This is a genomic window from Oscillatoria nigro-viridis PCC 7112 (genome assembly GCF_000317475.1).
Lineage (GTDB): Bacteria > Cyanobacteriota > Cyanobacteriia > Cyanobacteriales > Microcoleaceae > Microcoleus > Microcoleus nigroviridis.
On record NC_019729.1, the window covers coordinates 5,415,551 to 5,437,305 of the forward strand.

Annotated in this window: 22 protein-coding genes; 8 read left to right on the forward strand and 14 right to left on the reverse strand. The window is 45.3% G+C overall.

What is annotated here, in order from left to right; translation table 11 throughout:
- Positions 1-456: 456 nt before the first annotated feature.
- Both OSC7112_RS22470 and OSC7112_RS22475 read left to right on the forward strand, forming a co-directional pair.
- Positions 457-3,894 carry a PAS domain S-box protein gene (locus tag OSC7112_RS22470; protein ID WP_015178054.1) on the forward strand — a complete coding sequence of 1,146 codons (3,438 nt, stop codon included), beginning with the start codon at positions 457-459 and terminating at the stop codon, positions 3,892-3,894.
- A gap of 200 nt (positions 3,895-4,094) precedes the next feature.
- Positions 4,095-5,393: a cytochrome P450 gene (locus tag OSC7112_RS22475; RefSeq protein ID WP_015178055.1), complete on the forward strand. Its 1,299-nt coding sequence runs from the start codon at positions 4,095-4,097 to the stop codon at positions 5,391-5,393.
- A 175-nt stretch (positions 5,394-5,568) separates the two neighbouring features.
- Here the strand turns inward: OSC7112_RS22475 and OSC7112_RS22480 are convergent, their stop codons facing one another.
- Positions 5,569-6,174 (reverse strand): chorismate lyase, encoded by a 606-nt coding sequence (locus OSC7112_RS22480; protein WP_015178056.1) that lies wholly within the window; start codon positions 6,172-6,174, stop codon positions 5,569-5,571.
- Between the two features lie 290 nt (positions 6,175-6,464).
- On the opposite strand from OSC7112_RS22480, the gene OSC7112_RS22485 reads away from it, so the two are divergent.
- Complete coding sequence (locus tag OSC7112_RS22485) at positions 6,465-8,084, forward strand: NAD(P)/FAD-dependent oxidoreductase (RefSeq protein ID WP_015178057.1); 1,620 nt, start codon at positions 6,465-6,467, stop codon at positions 8,082-8,084.
- Positions 8,085-8,091: 7 nt separating this feature from the next.
- On the opposite strand, the gene OSC7112_RS22490 is transcribed toward OSC7112_RS22485, so the two are convergent.
- Genes OSC7112_RS22490 through OSC7112_RS22500 form a run of 3 tightly spaced genes read right to left on the reverse strand, consistent with a single transcriptional unit; the run spans position 8,092 to position 9,388 of the window.
- Complete coding sequence (locus tag OSC7112_RS22490; protein ID WP_015178058.1) at positions 8,092-8,430, reverse strand: XisI protein; 339 nt, start codon at positions 8,428-8,430, stop codon at positions 8,092-8,094.
- Positions 8,418-8,834 (reverse strand): XisH family protein, encoded by a 417-nt coding sequence (locus tag OSC7112_RS22495; RefSeq protein WP_015178059.1) that lies wholly within the window; start codon positions 8,832-8,834, stop codon positions 8,418-8,420. Before OSC7112_RS22495 ends, OSC7112_RS22490 begins: the two co-directional genes overlap by 13 nt.
- Positions 8,835-8,836: 2 nt before the next feature.
- Positions 8,837-9,388, reverse strand: coding sequence for a 1,2-dihydroxy-3-keto-5-methylthiopentene dioxygenase (locus tag OSC7112_RS22500; protein WP_015178060.1), 552 nt, complete (start codon positions 9,386-9,388; stop codon positions 8,837-8,839).
- Positions 9,389-9,655: 267 nt separating this feature from the next.
- Here OSC7112_RS22500 and OSC7112_RS22505 point away from each other — a divergent pair, with 267 nt between their 5' ends.
- From OSC7112_RS22505 to OSC7112_RS41905, 4 genes are all read left to right on the forward strand, one after another.
- On the forward strand, positions 9,656-10,621 hold the full coding sequence (locus OSC7112_RS22505) for a M48 family metallopeptidase (RefSeq protein ID WP_015178061.1): 966 nt from the start codon (positions 9,656-9,658) through the stop codon (positions 10,619-10,621).
- Between the two features lie 228 nt (positions 10,622-10,849).
- Entirely contained in the window at positions 10,850-11,275 is a 426-nt protein-coding gene (locus OSC7112_RS22510; RefSeq protein ID WP_015178062.1) for a DUF4359 domain-containing protein, read from the forward strand.
- A gap of 231 nt (positions 11,276-11,506) precedes the next feature.
- Positions 11,507-12,067, forward strand: coding sequence for a TerD family protein (locus OSC7112_RS22515; RefSeq protein WP_317623914.1), 561 nt, complete (start codon positions 11,507-11,509; stop codon positions 12,065-12,067).
- The gene (locus OSC7112_RS41905; RefSeq protein WP_263053546.1) at positions 12,045-12,167 is read left to right on the forward strand and encodes a hypothetical protein; all 123 of its coding nucleotides are present in this window, start codon (positions 12,045-12,047) and stop codon (positions 12,165-12,167) included. Before OSC7112_RS22515 ends, OSC7112_RS41905 begins: the two co-directional genes overlap by 23 nt.
- Here OSC7112_RS41905 and hpsP read toward each other — a convergent pair.
- The 10 genes from hpsP to hisH all read right to left on the reverse strand — a co-directional run bounded on the left by hpsP (position 12,164) and on the right by hisH (position 21,157).
- Positions 12,164-13,342, reverse strand: a complete 1,179-nt coding sequence (gene hpsP, locus OSC7112_RS22520; RefSeq protein WP_015178064.1) for a hormogonium polysaccharide biosynthesis glycosyltransferase HpsP — start codon at positions 13,340-13,342, stop codon at positions 12,164-12,166. The genes OSC7112_RS41905 and hpsP overlap by 4 nt on opposite strands.
- Before the next feature lie 47 nt (positions 13,343-13,389).
- On the reverse strand, positions 13,390-13,569 hold the full coding sequence (locus tag OSC7112_RS22525) for a hypothetical protein (protein ID WP_015178065.1): 180 nt from the start codon (positions 13,567-13,569) through the stop codon (positions 13,390-13,392).
- Positions 13,566-13,913, reverse strand: a complete 348-nt coding sequence (locus OSC7112_RS22530; RefSeq protein WP_015178066.1) for a hypothetical protein — start codon at positions 13,911-13,913, stop codon at positions 13,566-13,568. Before OSC7112_RS22530 ends, OSC7112_RS22525 begins: the two co-directional genes overlap by 4 nt.
- 43 nt (positions 13,914-13,956) lie before the next feature.
- Positions 13,957-15,126 carry a hormogonium polysaccharide biosynthesis glycosyltransferase HpsO gene (hpsO, locus tag OSC7112_RS22535; protein ID WP_041622686.1) on the reverse strand — a complete coding sequence of 390 codons (1,170 nt, stop codon included), beginning with the start codon at positions 15,124-15,126 and terminating at the stop codon, positions 13,957-13,959.
- Positions 15,127-15,157: 31 nt separating this feature from the next.
- On the reverse strand, positions 15,158-16,132 hold the full coding sequence (gene hpsN, locus OSC7112_RS22540; RefSeq protein WP_015178068.1) for a hormogonium polysaccharide biosynthesis glycosyltransferase HpsN: 975 nt from the start codon (positions 16,130-16,132) through the stop codon (positions 15,158-15,160).
- Between the two features lie 18 nt (positions 16,133-16,150).
- A complete protein-coding gene (locus OSC7112_RS22545; RefSeq protein WP_015178069.1) occupies positions 16,151-17,776 on the reverse strand; it encodes a glycosyltransferase family 39 protein in 1,626 nt (541 codons plus the stop codon).
- A 189-nt stretch (positions 17,777-17,965) separates the two neighbouring features.
- Positions 17,966-19,426 carry a phosphoglucosamine mutase gene (glmM, locus tag OSC7112_RS22550; RefSeq protein ID WP_015178070.1) on the reverse strand — a complete coding sequence of 487 codons (1,461 nt, stop codon included), beginning with the start codon at positions 19,424-19,426 and terminating at the stop codon, positions 17,966-17,968.
- Positions 19,427-19,496: 70 nt separating this feature from the next.
- A complete protein-coding gene (locus tag OSC7112_RS40085) occupies positions 19,497-19,709 on the reverse strand; it encodes a hypothetical protein (RefSeq protein WP_190274253.1) in 213 nt (70 codons plus the stop codon).
- A gap of 117 nt (positions 19,710-19,826) precedes the next feature.
- Positions 19,827-20,372 carry a 16S rRNA (guanine(966)-N(2))-methyltransferase RsmD gene (gene rsmD / locus OSC7112_RS22560; protein ID WP_015178071.1) on the reverse strand — a complete coding sequence of 182 codons (546 nt, stop codon included), beginning with the start codon at positions 20,370-20,372 and terminating at the stop codon, positions 19,827-19,829.
- A 149-nt stretch (positions 20,373-20,521) separates the two neighbouring features.
- The gene (gene hisH, locus OSC7112_RS22565; RefSeq protein ID WP_015178072.1) at positions 20,522-21,157 is read right to left on the reverse strand and encodes an imidazole glycerol phosphate synthase subunit HisH; all 636 of its coding nucleotides are present in this window, start codon (positions 21,155-21,157) and stop codon (positions 20,522-20,524) included.
- Positions 21,158-21,203: 46 nt separating this feature from the next.
- Between hisH and OSC7112_RS22570 the strand changes: the two genes are divergently transcribed.
- The gene (locus tag OSC7112_RS22570; RefSeq protein ID WP_015178073.1) at positions 21,204-21,725 is read left to right on the forward strand and encodes a pyroglutamyl-peptidase I family protein; all 522 of its coding nucleotides are present in this window, start codon (positions 21,204-21,206) and stop codon (positions 21,723-21,725) included.
- The last annotated feature ends 30 nt before the right edge of the window (positions 21,726-21,755 follow it).

The window sequence follows — 21,755 nt, forward strand, 5'->3', positions numbered from 1 at the left end:
GGTTTTTCAACCCACAGACAGGGCGATACGCGCAGTATTTTCCTACATCAAACCCAGTTATTTCTAGACGCAACAAGTGGGGTATAACACGCTACTCTAACGCGGTAAGCAGCTTCAGGCGCCGCCTAAATAATTAGGTTCTTCACCCAGGAGTGCGAATTTCTGCATCCAGGAATAGCTAAATTAGGCCAAATGTCCAATGACTAACAACAATATGTCGCATAGTATTATAAGTAAAATCTCTCTATGAGTCGGAAAAATTAGAAAATGCGTACCCCAGCTAACAAGAGATTAGTTGCTACTTCCGTAAATACACTTAATTATCGGCTCGTGCTGCGTAAATTTACGCAATTATCTAATACTAGAGCTCGCAAACGAGGAAATATTTACAATATTTAAACATCTTTATTGTAATTTTAGAATCAGCACAACTCAAAGTAACTCTACAGTAAAAGAATGAAACATTCAGTTCAACTAGAAGAATCGAAAATCACTAAATTGCTGAAAGTCCTGCAAGTGTTGCGGACAAAAATTACGGCAGCAGTCACCACAATACAAAAAGCAGAATCTAGAAAGCAGTATGAAAAAAAAATTCGCCTAGCGACGATCGCCCCTGGCAGTGTATTCTCAATTTTGATAATTGTACTGCTTGTCTTAAACGGGTGGCTCGTCGCTGGCAGCGCTGATAATTTCTACGATAGCTCACTCGCCCTGGGATTTTTGGCAATAGCAAATATTGTCTTTTTGGCGGTATCGGCGCGCTCAAACGCCTCTTGGGCCGTAGCGGGGAACGATCGCCCATCCAGCGAACCCGACGGGGGCGATCGCTTTTTTAGCCTCTCGCTAGATCTCCTGTGCGTCCTTAGTTTTGACGGTTATGTAAAACGCATCAACCCAGCAGGAGAAAAAATACTCGGCTATCCCCCAGGAGAAATGATTGGCAAAGTCTTCATTGAATTCGTGCATCCAGACGATCGCGAAACTACTTTAAAAGAAGCTGAAAGTCTTGCTGCGGGGAATAATACCGTTGGGTTTGAAAACCGCTGGCGCTGTCGCAACGGTTCTTACAAGTGGATAGCCTGGACTGGTACCCGTTTCTGCGAGGAAGAATTGCTCTATGGTGTCGGCCGCGACATTACCGCTCAAAAACAAGCAGAAGCAGCGCTGCAAGATAGCCAGCATTTTGTTGAGCGAATTGCCAACACCAGCCCGAATCTTCTCTTTGTTTACGATGAAAGCGAGCAGCGAAATGTCTACAGCAACCGCGAAATCACTAACACCCTCGGCTATACGAGAGCAGAAGTTGAAAACATGGGCAGCAATCTACTGCCCACTATCATCCACCCTGACGACTTAGCTAAATTTCCCGGATATTTTCAGCAATTAGAAAATGCTCCCGACGGAGAAGTTATTGAGTACGAATATCGGGTACGCGATCGACAGAATTGTTGGCACTGGTTAGTCAGCCGGAATATTGTATTTAGCAGAACAGAGGAGGGAAAAATTAAGCAGCGTCTCGGTGCTGATACGGACATTACAGAGCGCAAAATAGCAGAACAAGCTTTAGCAGAACAATTGAAACTTTCTGTATTCACAGCCGATGTGGGAATTTCTCTAACTCAAAACAAGACTTTGCTTGCAACTTTGCAATATTGCACCGATGCAGTTGTGCGCCATTTGGATGTTGCCTTTGCTCGGATTTGGACGCTGAATGAAGAGGGAAATGTATTGCAACTGCAAGCAAGCGCGGGGATATATACTCACATTGACGGCGCTCACAGCCGCATTGCTGTCGGCGAGTTCAAGATTGGTTTAATCGCCCTGGAGCGACAACCTCACATCACTAATTCTGTGCAAGAAGATCCCCGAATCAAGGACAAAGAATGGGCGGCGCGTGAAGGAATGGTGGCTTTTGCTGGATATCCGCTAATTGTTGACAATCAGTTGCTGGGAGTAATAGCGATGTTTGCTCGCCAGGAGTTGAATGAATCAACACTGATTGCTTTGGCGTCAAGTGCCGATACGATCGCCCTGGGGATTAAGCGCAAACAAACAGAAGAAGCTCTCGCCAGACAAAAGCAAACTTTGAGGGCAATTATTGACAACGCTCCCATTTGGGTGTGGGTGACTGACACTAAAGGCAAGATGCTGTTGGTTAACAAAACTTTTTGCGAATCTGTGAACGTTCCTGAAGAAAAATTTTTGGCAGCATCTCACTCTTCAGAAATTTTTGGAGCGGAAGCATTTGCTAACTGCATGGCGTCTGACGTGCAAGTATGGAGTCAAGATACTCCGTTTTATGCTGATGAAATTATCCAGTTTTCTGACGGTAAAAATCACCATTTAGAGGTGATTAAAGCTAAGGTAAAAGAGGCCAACGGCAGCGCGATCGGCTTAATCGGTTTGGGTTTGGACGTTACACAACAAAAAGAAGCTCAACGAAAATTGCAAGCTTCGGAAGCGCGATTCCGCAAGTTAGCGGAGCAGGAAGCGCTGCTGAACCAGCTAGCTAGCAATATCCGCGAATCTCTAGATTTAGATACTATTTTGGCAACAACTGTGCAGCAGATTCGCGACTTGCTGCAACTCGATCGCTGTCAGTTTATTTGGTATTGGCCAGACGCCTCGCCGCCTGTTTGGGCCGTGGAATACGAAGCAAAAAATGCCGATTTGCCTTCGCTTTTGGGTTTAGTTCCTGCTGGTGTGACTGGTTCTCATGCCGAGCGGATTGCCAATTTGGAAATAATTCGAGTTGATGATTGTGGGACTCTTACCGATCCAGCAGAGCGGGAATTTTTCAGGTATATAGGATTCAATTCTCTCCTGGACATTCCCCTTCAAACATCCGCTGGTAAAATAGGGGTAATTTGCTGTAGCGATTCTAGCAGCGTGCGGTGTTGGAGCGATGCAGAAGTGGAACTGTTAGTCGCAGTGGGCAACCAATTGGCGATCGCCATTAATCAAGCGGAACTTTACACTAAAAGCGTCGATTCAGCTCGGATAGCGCAAGAACAAGCTGCAAAACTCGAAGTAACTCTGTGCGAACTTAAGCTTGCTCAAACTCAACTCGTGCAGGCCGAAAAAATGTCTAGTCTCGGTCAGATGGTAGCAGGAATCGCCCACGAAATCAATAACCCGGTCAGCTTTATTTTCGGCAATCTTACCTACACAGAAGAATACACCACAAACCTGATGAAACTGGTGCAAATGTATCGAGATGAATACCCGGAACCTTCTCCAGCGATTCAGGAGGAAATAGAGGTGTTAGAGCTGGATTTTGTGCTAGACGACTTGCCGAAAATGGTGTCTTCTATGCAGGTGGGAGCCACTCGCATCCGGGATATCGTGCGGAGTTTGCGGAATTTCTCTCGCCTCGATGAATCTGACATGAAAAAGGTTAACATTCACGAAGGCATCGACAGCACGTTGATGATTTTAGAACACCGTCTGAAAGTTCAGCCGGATAGCGTAGCTGGTACGGAGTACCATCGCCCAGCAATTCAAATCGTTAAAGAATACGGACAATTGCCACTGGTGGAGTGCTACGCCGGACTGTTGAATCAGGTGTTTATGAATATTATCGCCAACGCTATTGACGTGTTACAAGAACCGCTCGAAAATCCGGGAATTATCCGCATTCGTACAGAGGTAGAAGGTACTCTCGCTGTGATTAGAATTGCTGATAACGGTGCAGGTATCACCGATCGAGTCAAGCAGCGGATATTTGACCCCTTCTATACTACAAAACGGATCGGTTCGGGGACGGGGATGGGTTTAGCGATTTCCCATTCAATTATTGTCGAAAAACATAAAGGTGAAATCAAGTGTTTCTCGGTGGTGGGGAAAGGCACTGAATTTATAATAGAAATTCCGATTAAAAGAACAGAAAATTAAATGATTGGTTTTGCAAAAAAATTAAGATACGTCAGTTGGAAAATCCCGATTTTTTTGTACTAACCTCAAGACAAACTCAACGATAGGCAGCAAACAAAGAAAAGTTATTTGTTAGGAAATTTGTCTGATATACAATATGCACGAGAAAACTAAAATTGATATAATATTAAAAATCTAAAATCTAAAATCTAAAATCTAAAATGGCATTACCTCCCGGTAGTTTCGGTTTACCCCTAATTGGCGATACCCTCAACTTTTTGCAAGATTCCCAATTCGCCAAAAAACGCCACCAGCAGTACGGGCCCATTTTCAAAACCAGCATTTTCGGAAAGCCTACCGTGTTTATGTGTGGCCAAGAGGCTAATTTGTTTGTTTTAAGCAATGACAACCAATATTTTGTTGTGACTTGGCCTCCCAGTACGAGAGCGCTTTTAGGGCCGCTTTCGTTGGCGCTGCAAACGGGTGCTAACCACCAAAATCGGCGCAAGTTGCTGTACCAAGCGTTTCAGCCGCGAGCTTTGACCGGCTACATCGGCGCGATGGAACATATCACTCAGCGCTATTTGGAAAAATGGGCAAAAATGGAAACCATGACTTGGTATCCCGAACTGAGAAATTATACTTTTGATGTTGCGGGTAAGTTGTTAGTGGGGATTGATAATGGTTCGGAAACGGCGCTTGGTCATTACTTTGAAACATTTGCAGAGGGTTTATTTTCTATCCCTTGGGATTTGCCTTTTACTCTGTTTGGCAAAGCTAAAAATGGCCGGAAGTTACTGTTGGCAGAACTGGAAAAGATTATTCGCGACCGCCAACAAGGAACCCCTAGTGGCAATGATGCTTTGAGTTTGCTGATTTGGGCTCGCGATGATGAGGGAAATAGTTTGAGTTTGGAGGAGTTGAAAGATCAAGTGCTGTTGCTGCTGTTTGCAGGACACGAAACTTTAACTTCGGCGATCGTCTCTTTTTGTCTTCTCCTAGCTCAAAATCCCGATGTGATGGCAAAAGTGCGGGCAGAACAGCAGCAGTTCCCCGCAACTGAACCGCTAAGCTTGGAACAACTCAAACAAATGACTTATTTAGAACAGGTGCTGCGAGAAGTGCTGCGTTTAATTCCACCGGTGAGAGGTATTTTTCGGACAGTAATTAATCCTTGTGAGTTCGGTGGCTATGAAATTCCTAAAGGTTGGAACGTGGCTTCTGGGATCGATCAAACCCATCAGGACAGTCAACTTTATCCCGAACCCGATCGATTCGATCCCGATCGATTTAGCTCGGAGCGATCGGCTAAACCTTTCAGTTACGTACCCTTTGGCGGGGGTTTGCGAGAATGTTTGGGCAAAGAATTTGCCCGATTAGAAATGAAGTTGTTTGCGGCAAAGATTATTCGGGAGTTTGAATGGGAGCTGTTACCGGATCGAGATTTGAATTTGATCGCACTACCGGCTCCGCATCCCCGCGACGGTTTGCGAGTAAAATTTCGTCGAAAGTATTCTTAAGAACAGGCATCTTGCCTGTTCCACAATAGGTAAATGTTCTTCTTGTGGGGTGGGCACGCCAGCCCGCCCAGAAAGCCACAAGATGCCTGTTCCACAATAGGTAAATGTTCTTCTTGTGGGGTGGGCACGCCAGCCCGCCCAGAAATCCTATTGATAATGGCGCAAGAGCTCAGTCTCAATCAACATCCAATTGCATCGGCCCCAAATACTTAGTTAAATAAGGCGAAAACACCTCATAAATCAGAGTCAAGGGCTTACCGTGATGCCAAAACAAATAGTGTCGCCCCCAAAAAGGCCCCGACTGTTCAAAAGCTGACTCCAAGGCCACCGAATTACCCAAATAAATGCCTTGCACGTCCCGATATAATTCCGTCCGCAGCCGCGCTAAACTGGCCCAAATTGGCAAAGATTTATTTTGTAAATATTCATCTACGTGGCTCGCTTCCCACCAAGAAGTCGCATAGGCCAGGCGCTGTCCCGAAGCAGTCCGCAGCCACACTTGGCGGCGCAGGCGCGGCCCCGGAACCGCGACAATTTGCTGGGGTGCGCCGTCTGCGTCTTCACCCACTAAAGACATATCGATCACATCTACTTCTGTGGGTTCCCCTGTCAGCAGTCGCAGGTGACGGGTGGGGGAACCGTCACCCAGGAGCAGTATTTGCCACGCCGGTGCGAGCTTGGTGTGGGGCAAACCCTTCTGTACTGCGTCTTCGGCTCCTTGCCACAGGGGGTTGAGAGCGTGCCAGGTGCGGCTGTTTTTGGGTGTGAATGTTGCAGTCAAGGGTCTTTACAAAACTTAATTTTTTGTTTATTATAACGCTTCTGCAATCTACAATTTAAATCTGTTTAGAAACGGGCTCTCCGGCCCGTTCCACACTAAAATTGAGTTGGTGTGGAACAGGCATCTTGCCTGTTATTGAATAAAATTGAGTTGGTGTGGAACAGGCATCTTGCCTGTTATTGAATAAAATTGAGTTGGTGTGGAACAGGCATCTTGCCTGTTAAGCGAGAATGGTGCAACATCTCAGTTAAATCCGTTACCCAATCTGTTGCCGAACTTCCTTCCACCATATGTTACGAATAACCGAAATAAAACTCCCCCTAGATCATCCTCAAGATGCGATCGCCAGCGCCATTCTCAAAAAGCTGCAAATTCCCCCGGAAGAATTGCTCGGCTATTCCATCTTCAAGCGCAGCTACGATGCTCGTAAAAAAGCAGAAATCCTCCTTGTCTATATTGTGGACGTAGAGACGACACAGGAAAAGCAACTTCTCCAACGCTTCAAAAAAGATCCTCATGTCATGGTGACACCAGACACGAGTTATCGCTATGTAGCGCAAGCCCCCAGCAATTTGACGGTTCGCCCCATTGTGATTGGTACAGGGCCGTGCGGTATGTTTGCGGGTCTGATGCTGGCACAAATGGGGTTTCGCCCCATCCTTTTAGAACGCGGAAAAGCAGTGCGCGATCGCACGGTTGATACCTTTGGATTTTGGAAGAAAAAAGCAGAATTCAACCCAGAATCTAACGCCCAGTTTGGCGAAGGTGGTGCGGGTACTTTTTCCGATGGCAAACTGTACAGCCAAGTTAAAGATCCTCAGCATTATGGGCGGAAGGTGCTGACGGAACTTGTGAATGCGGGAGCTTCCCCGGAAATTCTATATATTAATAAACCGCATATTGGCACGTTCAAACTGGTGGGAATTGTTCAAAGTCTTCGCGCCCAAATAGAATCATTAGGCGGAGAAATTCGGTTTCAAACTCGTGTAGAAGATATCCACATCGAAAATGGAAAAGTGCAGGGACTTACCCTAGCCAGTGGAGAATATATTGCTAGTAATTATATAGTTCTGGCGGTGGGACACAGCGCCCGCGATACTTTTGAAATGTTGTTTGCGCGCGGGGTTTACATCGAAGCAAAACCATTTTCTATTGGTTTTCGGGTCGAACATCCCCAAACTATCATCGATCGCTGTCGTTTTGGCGATCGGGCGGGCCATAAGCTTTTGGGCGCCGCCGATTACAAACTGGTTCACCATTGCCAAAACGGTCGTTCTGTGTACAGTTTCTGTATGTGTCCCGGTGGTTTGGTAGTGGCGGCTGCGTCAGAACCGGGGCGACTTGTCACTAATGGGATGAGTCAATATTCTCGCAATGAACGCAACGCTAACAGCGGGATTGTGGTGGGTATCACGCCGGAGGATTATCCGGGTCATCCCTTAGCGGGAATTGAGTTTCAACGTCGCCTAGAAGAACGGGCATTTGAGTTAGGAGGTGGCACTTACAACGCCCCTGGGCAGCTTGTGGGTGATTTTTTGGCGAATCGCCCTTCCACGGCGCTAGGCAGTGTGCAGCCGTCTTATACGCCGGGAGTTGTGATGACCGATCTGAGCGAAAGTTTGCCAGATTATGCGATCGCAGCTATCCGCGAAGCACTTCCGGCTTTTGACAAACAGATTAAAGGATTTGCGATGGATGATGCGGTTTTGACTGGGGTGGAAACGCGCACTTCTTCACCAATTCGGATTAAACGCAAGGAAGATTATCAGAGTTTGAATACAGAAGGTCTTTATCCTGCTGGGGAAGGTGCGGGATATGCGGGTGGAATCCTGTCGGCGGGTATTGATGGGATTAAGGTGGCGGAGGCGGTTGCTTTGAGTATTTTGCGATCTTCAAACCACAAAATTTGATGCGGGATCAACCAACTGCAAATTCGGTGTATTGTCGGACATGAGGTGCATGATAGGCTAGCACAATTTCCTGAGATGGAACACCTCGTGCTATTAATTGATCGGCGATCGCCTCTTCAGTCCCGTCATGCTGCACCCAAATTTTCCCATCTTTAATATCTACATGAATCACACAGCCATAAATCCGAGTGCTACCGTTTTTCCAACCCACATTTACAAGTTGATAGCGATCCTTTACCAGATCGAAAATCGTCTCGCTGGAAACTGGATCGCTAGGCGCTCGTCGCTGGGCTCGTTCAGTTAGCAACTCCTGAATATATTGACGATACAAACTTACTTTATCCATTGAGAAATCTCCTCTTTTTCGGTATCATAAACTAAAAGCGGAATTTGATTGCGTTCAATCACCATTTGAATAAATGAGTATGTGAAAAATCTCGTGTAAATATCTAAGGGAACTGCCAGGTAAAGAGTTCTCTCTGGATCGTCATATTCTAATGCAATCCGATAGTTAATAAATTGTCCCACTGCGGTATGAAATTCTGAAATCGTCGATGGTGCCAAAAACGTTTTGATTTCAACCGCAATTTTTTCATTATCCTTTGTCGCTGCTAATAACTGTTCTGCACCCAGATCGATATAAAAATCCACAAATCCCAGATCGATATGATAAGGATCGTGAGTAATTATCCAACCCTGATTTTGGAGGGCTGTTTTGACGAGTTCGTGAAACTTATCTTTAGCTGGCATATTTAAACGATGGCTAATCCCGATCGAATTTCCGTATCGGTATACTCCGGCGTCCAGCCTTCTGTGGTGGTAAAATAGCGCACCGCTTTAATTTTCCGGGCTGCTGTCAAATAAAACCAGTGTTCTGTATTGGCCGGCACGTTGATAAATTCTTCCGGCTGCACTGTGAGTTCGACTTGGCTGCCGTCGGGCCGCACGAAGCCGAAAATCCCCTCGCCTGCTACGATATAGCGGACTTCATCATCGGCGTGGATGTGGCACTTGTTGAATTTGGACAGCATGGTGTCGAGGTTGGGAATGTCTGGGTGCAGTACGATTAAGTCTCGCGATTGATAGCCTGCGGTTTCCTTGAGTTGTTGAAAGTAGCCGTCGAGGGCTTGCAGCACTTGCTCTTTTTGATTGTCGTCAAGAGCATCTTTAGCTAACAAATTTTGAATTTCCGCGCTGTCACCCACGGGCCAGCGGTTGAGTTGAATGTTTAAGGAAGCGAGTTCTCGCGCAATGTCGCTTTGTTGAGTGTAGGTGGTACCGTTTTCGAGTCGCAGGATAGCCATTTTTGCAAGTTCCAATTTTTGGGTGAGGCGATACACAGGCACTGTGAAAGATGTTTGTCGATCGCGCCTGTAGCAGAACCACTATTTTAACGTTAATTTGAACAGGCTTTCCGGCCTGTTCCACAATAGTTCCAGATTTGAACAGGCTTTCCGGCCTGTTCCACAATAGTTCAATGATTTGTCGCGATAAGATTAATAAGTCAGTCGCCAGCTAGCACCAGCAGCGATGGCATTACTGATATCTTAAATGTAACTTTTGCAACAAGTATGCCTACTTATACTGGAATTTCTAGCGAAGCATTTCAGCATCCCCTCGACCGCCAAGCTGAGGAAGCGCTGCGAAGCGTGCCTGGATTTGACTTAATTGCCAGCAAATTTGTAGAATTTGTCTACGAACGACCCCAATTCGTTTACCTAATGGGAAATAGCATTCAAGTCGGGCCGAGGCAATATGCGAGTATTTATCATATATTTCGGGAGTGCTTGCAGGATTTAGATGTTTTTCCCGAACCGGGTTTGTTTGTTTCTCAAAACCCCTCAGTTAACAGCTATGCCCTGGGTAAAAACCAGCCTTATGTAGTATTAAACACTGGTCTTTTAGACTTGTTGGACGAGGCGGAAATTAGGGTAGTCTTGGCTCACGAGTTGGGACACATTAAATGCGGTCATCCAATTTTAAATCAAATGGCGACGTGGGCAGTGAGCGTTGCCTCGACAATTGGCGAGATGACTTTCGGGCTGGGAAATATGGTCGGCAGCGGTTTAATTTACGCTTTTTACGAGTGGCGGCGCAAGGCTGAATTATCGGCAGACCGGGCGGCTTTGTTGGTGACGGATGACTTGAACAGTGTGATGAAGACGATGATGAAACTTGCGGGAGTTAGCAGTAAATATGCTGACCAATGCAGTTTGCAAGAATTTATCCGCCAGTCTGACAACTATCAAGATCTCGATCGAGACAATCTCAACCAAGTGTATAAGTTTTTACTTTACAACGGCGGCCAGGGCGTGATGCTGAGTCACCCTTTCCCGGTGGAACGCCTGCGGTATTTGCGAGACTGGGCAAGTTCCGAGGAATACCGCCAAATTAAGTTGGGGAACTACAAGCGGGCTGTAGCTGAGGGTGCGGTTGATGTGAAGTCGCAAACGCCTAACAGCGAGACGGAGGCTTTGCGCCGTCAAATTGAAGAGTTGCAGCGGGAGATCGATCGGCAAAAATCAAAGCGAAACTAATAAGTTTAAATTCCTCGTTTCCAGGCTGTGCCTGGGAACCAGTTAAATATTTTGTTGAAGATTTACCGGATTTGAGGGAGGGGGAAACGTAACAGGAAGGTAAACCAGTGAGAGACTTACTCGCAACTGGCCTCCAATCTAAAAACTGTCCCCTCCTTTCGGAAATCAGTTTCTGAGGAGGTGTAGTTTAAATCAAGAGAAGCTTATAAATCAACGGGGCTAAAAAAAATGAATATTGATAACGCAATGAATACTAACAAGCCAACTTCTAATTTTTTCGGCAATGTGGGAAAAGTCGCGATCGCGATGACTCTTCTGGCCGCCGGCATGGCATTTACCAATCCTGGGAGAGACAAATACCTAACTTATGCTTCCGGCGTGCTCCAAACCGAGTTGGAAAGCACTGTGTGCAAAGATTCTCGCGTTCCGAAAGCTTTGAGCGGCATTACAGATACTTTGATCGGCAGTTGCAAGAATTTGCTGACTTCGCAGCGGAACACGATCGAAAGCTTGCTCGACAATACAACGCAGCGTCAAAATTTAGGCGTGGTCAGTATTTATACAACTGAACTGGGCAAAAAAAGCTATCAAACGGTTGGAGCTTTTGGTAATTTTGTGACGCTGCCGCCTAGTTCGGAAAATGCTCAAAAGTAGAGTCAAATTAAGTTTAATTGTAGAAACCGGGTTTTGTAGAAAGCCCGGTTTTTGCTTACGTAATTGTTTTTAAGCAAATCTCAATAAATTCGGAGAGCTGCAGCACATATTTTTAGTCAAGCTCGCTATTATAAGCCAAATATTAAGTTTTCTTAAAGAAGAAAATTTATTGTGCCACTTAATATTAATATGAACATTAAAGTTTAATTTTTAACAAATAAGCAGATGGCAATGCAATTAAGTAAGGGTGAAAGATTTAATATATCTCAAGAAGCGCCTGGTATAAAAAAAATGGCGATCGCCCTCGGTTGGCAGGTGACAGAGGCAGGACAAAGCTACGAGATTGATGTCTCTGCGTTTATGCTAGGTGCTGACGGCAAAATACCTAACGATCAATATTTTATATTTTACAATAATCTGCAATCCTTTGACAGTTCGGTACTGCAAACGATTCCTGAAAAAAACAACCCAAATCAAGAAAATAAGACTATTTACGGCATTATCTTACAAAGAGTTAATCCTGAAATTGAGGAAATAACTTTTGTGGTGACTATTCACGAAGCAGATAAAATTAATGCGAATTTTAGCAATATCAAAAATGCTTTTATCAAAATTAGCGATTTGGATACAAAAAGCGAACTGGTTCGGTATGAATTAAAAGAAAATTTTTCGCGAGAGACTGCTGTAGAGTTTGGTCGTTTGTATAGAAAGAATGGAGAGTGGAGGTTTCAGGCTGTAGGCGCAGGATATCAGGCAGGATTGCAGAGTTTTGTTGACAAGTATTGCAGCTAAAGTAGCAGCGTTGAAAAAATCTCGCCTGCAAATTCTGATAGCAGCAGTACAAGAACTCGCAGCAGGAGAAGAAGTAAAAGGTAAACGACTGTTGCATTAGTTAAGAGATGACAAAATCTGCTGGTAAGCATCGATGGTTTGCTGGGCGATCGCCTCCCAGTTATAATACTTTCTCGCATACTCTTGGCCGTTCAATCCCCGCCGTTGGCGTTCTTCGGGATTCAGAAGTGCTGATTTGATTGAATTGGCGATCGCCCCTACTTCCAAAGGCCCCACCCAACCAGCTTCTGCTTGCTGTATGTCTTCGGCAATATGTATGCGATCGGAAATGGCGACAGGTACACCCGCAGCCATTGCCTCTGCTACAGCAATGCCAAAATTTTCGTAATAAGAAGGCAATACAAATAAGTCTGCTTTTGTCAACAGTTCAACTTTTAAATCACCGCTCACAAAGCCAGTTATTGTTGTGTATTTTGCTAAGCTTGAATTCTGAATTTGTAATTTAATTTGTGTTTCATAATCAGCATCTTGGGGATTTGAACCAGCTAAAATAAAGTGAAACTCTATCCCCGATCCTAAAATACTTTCTAATGCTGGAATTAACAAATCAAGCCCTTTTTTAGGTTCAATTCGCGACATAAATAAGATGATTGGCACTTGAGATTCTCGCAATCTCTTAGGAAACAAACCTGCTTTTACCCCCAATGGAATCACCAAATCCCGTGGCACGGGCATCTTGCCTGTGCTGCCCAAACCAAATCTTTCTGAGATTTTAGCCTCTTCTTTACTTGTGAAATGAATTGCGGCTGCCCCTGCTAAATTAGGGCGTTCTAAAAGCGTGGCATAAATCTGTTTCAAGCGCTTTTTTTTCTGCAAATCAGCCGGATCGAGCATACCGCAGGGACGGATAATATATGGCAAATGATGATATCTTGCAATTGTAGCCGCGAAGGTAGTTACTGGCGAAAAAAGAGCGTGAATGTGAGCCAGGTCAAATTCTCGCGCATTTTCATTTAACCACTGCAATAACGAGAGTGAAAACTTATATCTCCGAAACGGATAACAGCGGAAATAAATAATTTGATAGCCGTTTTGTTGTAGTGGTTGATTTAGAGGGACATCTAAGGGATGTTGACCGATATCTCCGTTAGAATCTGTGGTGATAATTGTCACATCAATACCTCGGAAAGCGAGGGCCGCAGAAAGTCCGAGTACCATTTGACTTGGCCCGCCGTAGACTAGGGAAATTGAGGGTATAATTTGGAGAATCCGCATCAGGGATAGTTATTTAAATCCACATACCAACATCTCCCGTTACAAATTTAATTATCTGGAAAAGTTTGCCCGTCTAGCTGTTCAGCTTCCTCTCTCTTTGTTGCTGTAATTTGGGTGTTGTGAGCCATTGTCTTGGAAAATTCATACATTTCACTGGCTTTTGCTTCCGCAGCTTTCACAATTTCAAGGATTTCCAGCAGTAGGCTTTCATCTGGTAATTGTTTCATGGCAATACTTCTAATCTCTCAACTACTTTGTCTATCAGAGTTCTAGATTCTGGCGCCATATGTAGCAAGGTTGCTAAATAATCTGCTGCTTTTTGAACATCTTCATCGGGCACACCATCCAGCAATATATTGGCCACAATGTGCTCTGCTTGTAAGCGAACACCGGATACGCAGAATTCAAAATTGGTGATGGAAGAAAAATACTGCATCAGTATTTCATTTTCTGGAAAAAGAGACATCGATCTTCTAAGTGCAAAAAGTCCTTGCGTTGCTTGGCTTTCGGTATCATGTAGTACCTGGTAGAGTTCGTCTACCAAAGAGCGTATGTCGGAAGGAATAGACATTTACCACAGGTTTTATTTAACACTTGCATTATACTACTAAAAGTTACAACAATTCGTTGTAAAATTCCAACAACTGCTCAGCTAAAGCTTTATTGGTATAATTACTCATCGCTCTCTGATAACCCCGATCGCCCAAATCTGCCCCCAACTCCCGCCGCTCCATCAATTTCTGCAAACACTCTCGCAAAACCCCTGCATTTCCTTCTGGGAATAATAACCCCGCATCGCCGATGACGTGGGGAATTTCCCCGCAGTCGGAACCAATAACCGGAATGTGACAGGCCATCGCTTCAATTAAAACGTGACCGAATTGTTCTTTCCAGCCCACCGCGGTCAAAGTTTTGAATTTATAGCTGGTTTGCGAGGGCAACACCAAACAGTTCATTAAGTTAATGTAGGGGGGAATTTCTTCGTGGGAAACGCTTTCTACCCAGATTATTCGGTCGCTGATTCCCCATTCTCTACATTTTTCGGCGAGGTGCGCCCGCAATTTTCCTTGTCCTACTAACAGCCACTTCCAAGAGTTCTTTTTCAACCCTGCCAAGGCTTCAGCTAAAGTTAACAATCCTTTTTCTTCAACAAATCTCCCTACAAATCCTACCACAAAATCCGTCGGTTCAATGCCAAACCTGCGCGATAAATCAGCGTCTTTACCAGTGCGGCGAAACAAAGTTTCATCTACTCCGAGTTGTGGCATTACTTTTACCGCACCGTGATAGCCCCGCTGCCGCAAAATTTTAGCTCCATCTAGGTTGCCTGCAATAATTCCGTCAGTGTGCTGAAGATTGTAATTTTCTAAGACAGAAACCGGCCAATTCAATTGATAAGGCAAATTCCACCACGTAAATAATATATTTTTTGCTTGCAGTTTTAGCAGTTTATTTAGTAATATTGACTGAGCGCAAGCTATAGATTTTGAACCTTGTTCGACTTGAATTATCTGCGGTTTAATTTTCTGCAAAACATCAATTAAATCCGTCCCAAATGTTAGCAATCCTTGATTGTTTTGACTAAAATTGGAGACTGGAACTACTTTAAATGAGCCTTTTTGATAGAATTGCGTTTCTATAATTTTATTTTGTACCCCTCCGGGTTTCCAACGCTGCGGCACTACAACTGTTACTTCAATATCGGGTTCTAGGTTGGCTAATATTTTAAATTTTTCCCGATTAATGTCCACAATATAGGTGTGACTGGCCACGAGAATTCTCATTGATTGGGAAGGGCGAATGGGGAATAGGTCATTATTGAGCGTCGATCTTGTCTTGATGGCTGTAACTTTGTCCATCATTCCACAGAGATTGAATTACTGTATTTATAGCACTGAGAAAACCCAGGATATAAAAAGCAAATCTAGTTATAATTTTAATGGGTGAGGCGCTTTTATAACAAGGTGGATTTCCCAAAACGTGGCAGTCAAAGAGTTTGGCGAAAAATCGCAGGCATTGAAAGGCTGTTAAATTTTTCAATCCCATGAGGAAATGGTTGTGATAAAAGGTGACTTGATATTCGATCGATCGCGTGCTGACATCGTGACAGCCGCCGCTCTCTTCCCCCAAGTGAACTAAACACGCATTGGGATCGTACCAAATTTTCATGCCAGTCGATCGCAATCTCAAACAAAAATCCGACTCCTCCCGCACCGCACTCCCTGCAAACCGCTCGTCAAACCTCAGCCCGCACTCGGCAAAAACCTGCCGGCGAAATGACATATTGCAGCCTCTAGCCGAGAGCACCTGCTGCGGTTTGACTGTATGCACCAAATCGATAAAATACCAGGCAATCGCGGCATCCATAGCTTCTCTTGGCAAATATTCGATCGCCAAATCGCCTCCAGAAAAATCCAGTTTCATTCTGTCAAAAATCCTGCCCGCCACACATCCCACATCTGGTTTTTCTAAATAATTGCCCGCGTGAGCCGCCAAAAAACCATCTGGCAATTGTACATCATCATCAATAAATAAAATAATCTCTCCAACTGCGCGCCGCACTGCATAATTTCGAGCAGCAGGCAAACTCGCCCAATCTACTCTAAACCAGCGAATTTTGCCAGCATTTGCCAATTCCTCTAAATAAACTTGAGTTTCCGATTCGTGGGTGCGAGTTTGATCGATTACCAGCACTTCAAAATTCGGGTAATTTTGCCGAATCGCATCAGCCAATGTCTCTCGCAGAGGTTGCTCGCGGTTGTAGGTGGGTATCACAACAGAAATCATCATTTGCAGTTGCCACTTTCCTTATTTCTCTACACGCCAAAGCCAAACATCGCCCGGCTGGTAAATTGGTGTGATTTTATATTTTTGCACTTTTTCTAGTTCAAATTGTAATGCTTCTGTAGCTCGGTATAGAAATACATCGCTAAAACCGTCAGGAATTTTGACTTGTTCGGGTTTAACTGCCAGCAAAAGCTGTGCTTGCGGCTTCAGCAGATAGCTGACAGACAGTATTTTTCCTGTGATGTTGTTGCCTCCGTGAGTGATTACTAAAGGTTTTTGGGCTTGATTGACAATCGCTGCTATTTGGGGATTGTATTTAGTGCTAGAAGGATATTTGTTCCACCAAAGTTGGGACTGCGAGCTGACGGCACAAGAAACTATTCCACTCGATATTAGGGCTATTAAACCGAGCTGCCACAGCTTTTGTTGTCGGGGATTGGTGGCGGCTGCAATTTTAGCAGTGAATAGATAGGCAACAGCTAGCTGGATTCCTAAAATATAGGGAACCATATAGCGATCGGTAACGCCTCGCACTGCTATCAATACTATCGCTGTAATTCCGATCGCTGTCAATACAAACAGCCAAACTCGTTTCGGAGTGGAGCGGCAGAGCGAGTAGATTGAATGTGCGAGCGCTAACAGCCATAGGGCTGCTACAATCAGTCTGATTAAATGTGTAGCCATATTGCTCGAACACAATTTGATAATTCCGCCCGCCCAATGCGTGTCGATCAACATTCGGCAGGTGATGATGATTAAAGGTTTAAGTGAAGATATGAAAGACAGGTAAAGGCGGGGTAAGCCTACTGTTGCTTCGATTTTTGGCGCGTTATAAAGTAATACCAAAATCCAAGGTGCAAAAATAATTACTGCTGCCGCTGAAGCTAGTAAATAAGCAATTAATGTTTTGCTAAAACGCCAATTTTCTGTGATAATTAGATAGATGCCGTGAGCGAATACTACTAAAAAAAATAATAAACTAGAATACAGTCCTAAAGTAAGGGCGATAGCATAAATAGACCAAACAGCCTTACTCAATTTAGATGTTGTCGGAGAATTTTGTATCGCGATCGCCCGCAGCAGAATTGCATTCGACAGCAAGACGAGGACTGCAAACATCATGTACGGTCTTGCCTCTTGCGCGTACAAGACGTGAAAGGGCGACACAGCGACGATTGTAACAGCCACCCATCCCGCAGACGCACAGCGAAATAATTCCCAGCACAGCCAATAAATGCTGGGGAAAACTAACAAACTAATCCAAGCTGAAAGACTTCTAACACTCGCCACTTGCGGGCAGAACAACTGCACCCAAAATCGGGCTAAAATAAAATACAGCGGCGACAGTTGAGGTTCTTCTGTAGCTAAACCTTTAACCGTATCCAACCAAGTTTTTTCCGGATTTATCTGCTGGTATTTCCGCTGCAAATCTGCGACGCTAATTGTTTTACCTTGAAAATCTTGCTGCACCATCTCCGTCCAGGTGTAACCAGAAATTCGCAGCGAGGTGATAGATTCGTCGAACGAGTAGACTTTGCGATCCAGATTAGTAAAGCGAAACCATATCCCCGTTATTAATATGACGACAATTAAAATTTTTAACGAAATTCGATGCAGCCGCCCATTTTGAATTGATTTGGTGTTCATACAATCAGAAATGGGGAAATGAAGAAAGAAGGATTTAGTTATTGAGAAGAGAGGGAATAAGCAGGAGGGAATAAAGAATGAGAAATTGGTTTTAATACCCTATATTTCTCTAGAGACCTCTTTATTCTTCCTTCTTCATTATTCCTTATTGCTTCTCCCTTCAACCTTCAGATTAATTCCCCATTTCCATCAGATAGCGATGTGTTGCCCAACGGCTAAAACTAAATTTTCAGTCCAGAAATTAGCCAATTCGGCGCTGGCAGCTTCCACCATAACTCGGATTAGCGGTTCAGTGCCAGAAGCGCGAACCAAAACCCGTCCCTGTTCGCCCATTGCTGTTGTAGCACGTTCGATCGCACTTTGCATTGCCTCGCACTCGTGCCATTTCAGGCGTTTTTCGCGATCCTCCACCCGAATATTTCGCAGCAACTGCGGATAAGTTTGGAAACTGCCACTTACCAATTGTGCCAAAGATTCCCCGGACTGGCGCACCAGCGAAGCCAAATGCAAAGCTGTCAGCAAACCGTCGCCGCTGACACCGTAATGCGGACAAAGAATGTGTCCCGACTGTTCGCCGCCCAACATCGCACCGGTGCGCTGCATTTCCGCGTGAACGTACTGATCTCCGACGTTGGTTCTAGTTAGTTTGCCGCCCAATTCTTCCCAAGCTCGCTCGAAGCCGAGGTTAGCCATTACAGTAGAAATAATTAAATTGGACGGTAACTGTTGCGAGTCGCGCAACTGCCTGCCCCACAGATAAAGAATGTAATCGCCGTCAATCGTTCGACCTTGGTTGTCAACACCCAAAACTCGATCGGCATCGCCGTCAAAAGCAAAGCCCAAATCGGCATTGTGTTCCAAAACCGCCGCTTGCAAACTGTCGAGATGAGTAGAACCGCAGTTAACATTAATGCGAGATCCATCAGGAGAGTCGTGCAAACAGATCACATCCGCCCCCATTTGCGCGAACACCGCCGGCCCCAAACCCGCAGCGGCCCCCCAAGCCAAATCCAAAACTATCCGCATTCCCTCCAAATTCATCTGTTGCAGCGAATCACAGAGCGAAGCGGCATAATCTTTCACCAACTCAGCGCGATGGTAGTGGTGTCCCCAAGCCAAGCTAGCAACCGGAACCTTTGCCCCCCGGATTCCCGCTTCGATTTGTTCCTGCAACTGCTGCGACAGCTTCGAGCCGTTTGAGTCGAAAAATTTAATGCCGTTGTCTTCTGGGGGATTGTGAGAAGCCGAAATCATCACTCCGCCGACCGACTCCGAAACGCTTGCCAGATAAGCAACGCAGGGAGTGGGGCACAATCCCAAATTCCACACTTCCAAACCGGCGGCCGTCAAACCCGCTGACAGTGCCATTGCCAGCATATCGCTGGAATTCCTGCTGTCTTGCCCCAAAATCACAGGCCCCTGGTTGGGGGAATTTTGGCGTAGAACTTGCCCAGCCCAGAAGCCCACTTGCAGGGCTAGGGGTGCATTCAGCAATTCTCCAACTTTCCCGCGAATGCCGTCTGTGCCGAAGAGTTTGGTATTGGGCAGGGAGAGGCTATCTCCTAGCAGAATCGTATCGCGTTTGACTGGCTGTACCGAGTTAACAGCTTGAAAGTCGCTGCCACGAGGGCGCGAAGGTGTCTGAACCATATTCACTCCTTTAGGAATATTCACACTCACACTTTGGGTTCATGTTACAACTGAAAGCTTTATTTTCAGCCTAAACTCCATTTATTTCGTCAATTGCTGAGGCAACTTGCTCTGACAACCTACGCACAAAGCTTAACTTCATCGGAAAAATTTGTATTGTATTTAAGGAAAAAACTTTTAGTCCGGGCGCCCCCACGCCCGGAAACCCGGTTTCTTTCTGCCTCCAGGCGTCACCGCGAATTTCAAAGGTGGTACCCGCCACGCGATCGATCCGTGGAATCAATCGAAAGCATCTCAAATCGAAAATCCTCAAGAAAGAGCATTTATCTCGCGCAAGTCAATCGAAAATCGCGCAATCGAAAATCGCGCAATCGATTGACGCTGCTGCGGTTTGAGCCGATCATCGGCAACTGCGGGTATAGAAGGTTAATGCTGTATTGCCGTATATTTTATGGCGGCAAATTTCTAGGCCGGAAATCGGTTGTGTCGATCGCTCCGGGCTGTGTTCGACGGCCATTTCGCCGAGGAGTGCTAGCATTTCTTGGCTGGCGATCGTGTTTAACACAGGTTCGTACAAGTCGCTGGCGTAGGGCGGATCGAAGTAAATGCGATCGAACTGCTGCCCCGCTAGTGCCGCCAACTTCGCCGTCGCGTTTCCCCGCAGTATTTGGAATGTTTGGGACGAGTCTGCTACTTGCTCCCAGTTTTGGCGGATAATCGCACAAGCTTTCGCCGACTGTTCGATGCCAGTGACACTCGCAGCTTGCCGACACAAAGCTTCTGCACCCATCGAACCGCTGCCTGTACAAATGTCAAGCCACCTGCAATCTGCGATCGTCCCTTGCCAAATATTAAATAAAGCTTCTCTGACTCGCGAAGGTGTAGGGCGAGTTGCGAGTCCCGGCAGGGTTTTGATTTGGCGGTTGCCACTGATTCTCAGACTCATACAATTTTAGATTTTAGATTTTACATTGGGGATGACTGACTAAATATGAATTTGGTGCAGACTTACAGTTGCATTCTTTATTAAAACTGGTATCATTTAAAACTATAAACACCCGGTTTATACCGCAAACCGGGTTTTGCACAAATCGCCTAAGCGGGTACTTTTTCCCTCACCAGACTGACAAAATTTGACAGCATTTGCAATCCCGTACTCGAAGACTTTTCCGGGTGAAATTGCACGGCCATCAGATTGTCTTTAGCTATAGCCGCCGTCACGTTTTGACTGCCGTGAGTCACAATTGCCGATCGCACTTCCCAATCAACTGGATCGACATAATAAGAATGCACGAAATAAACCCAAGGATCGGACGGTAAATTTTGCCACAGCGACAAATCCGGCTGAGTTAATTGCAATTGATTCCATCCCATGTGGGGAATTGTCAAACCCGGTTCCGACCGAAATCGGCGCACTTTTCCGGCAATTACGCCCAATCCCGGTTCTACACCTTCTTCGGAACTTTCAAACAGAATTTGCAAACCCAAACAAATGCCTAAAAAAGGTTTTCGCGAGGCGATCGCCCTTTTTATCGGTTCTATCAAATTGCGCGATCGTAAATTCTGCATTGCCGGGTCAAACGAACCCACTCCCGGCAAAACCACCGCATCAGCCTGCTCGATTATAGCAGGAGAATCTGTAATTTTTGGCACTGCGCCCACATTTTCCAAGCCTTTACAGACCGAGTGCAGATTGCCCATGTCATAGTCTACTACTGCAATGACAGACATTGACTTACTTGCCTTATATGATCGATATCAGTATTATTGCACAAATATGACTGCGAAAATCCTGCTAACCTCATTTGATACTTGGCTTCCCCATCAGAAATCCAACTCCTCGGACGACTTATTAGCCAAGATTTCCCAGATCGAATCTTTGCCTGATTCCCTAACTTTTTTGAGGAAACTGCCAGTAGATTTTCAGCGAGCACCTAATTTAGCGATCGCCGAAATCAACCAACTCCAACCCGACACTATTATCTGCTGCGGCATGGCAGAAAGTCGGCAAAAATTAACCGTAGAATCTTGCGCTTGCTGCGATAGCGACATTCTGAAAACAGCAGTTAATCTCGAACCGCTAGTCGCTGATTTAGGTGCAACAGAAATCAGCCACGAAGCCGGAAAATTTGTTTGCGAAGCCCTATATTATGCGGTTTTAAAACATATTTGCGATTCTCAAATAGCCGCTAAATGTATTTTCGTCCACGTACCAATTTTAACTCCAGACAACGCTGACAAAATTGTCGCCGATTTTTTATTAGTTATGCGTCGCCTAACTCTCGCAGCTAATAAATAAGTCGTTTTAATCTGAGATATTGCACCATTT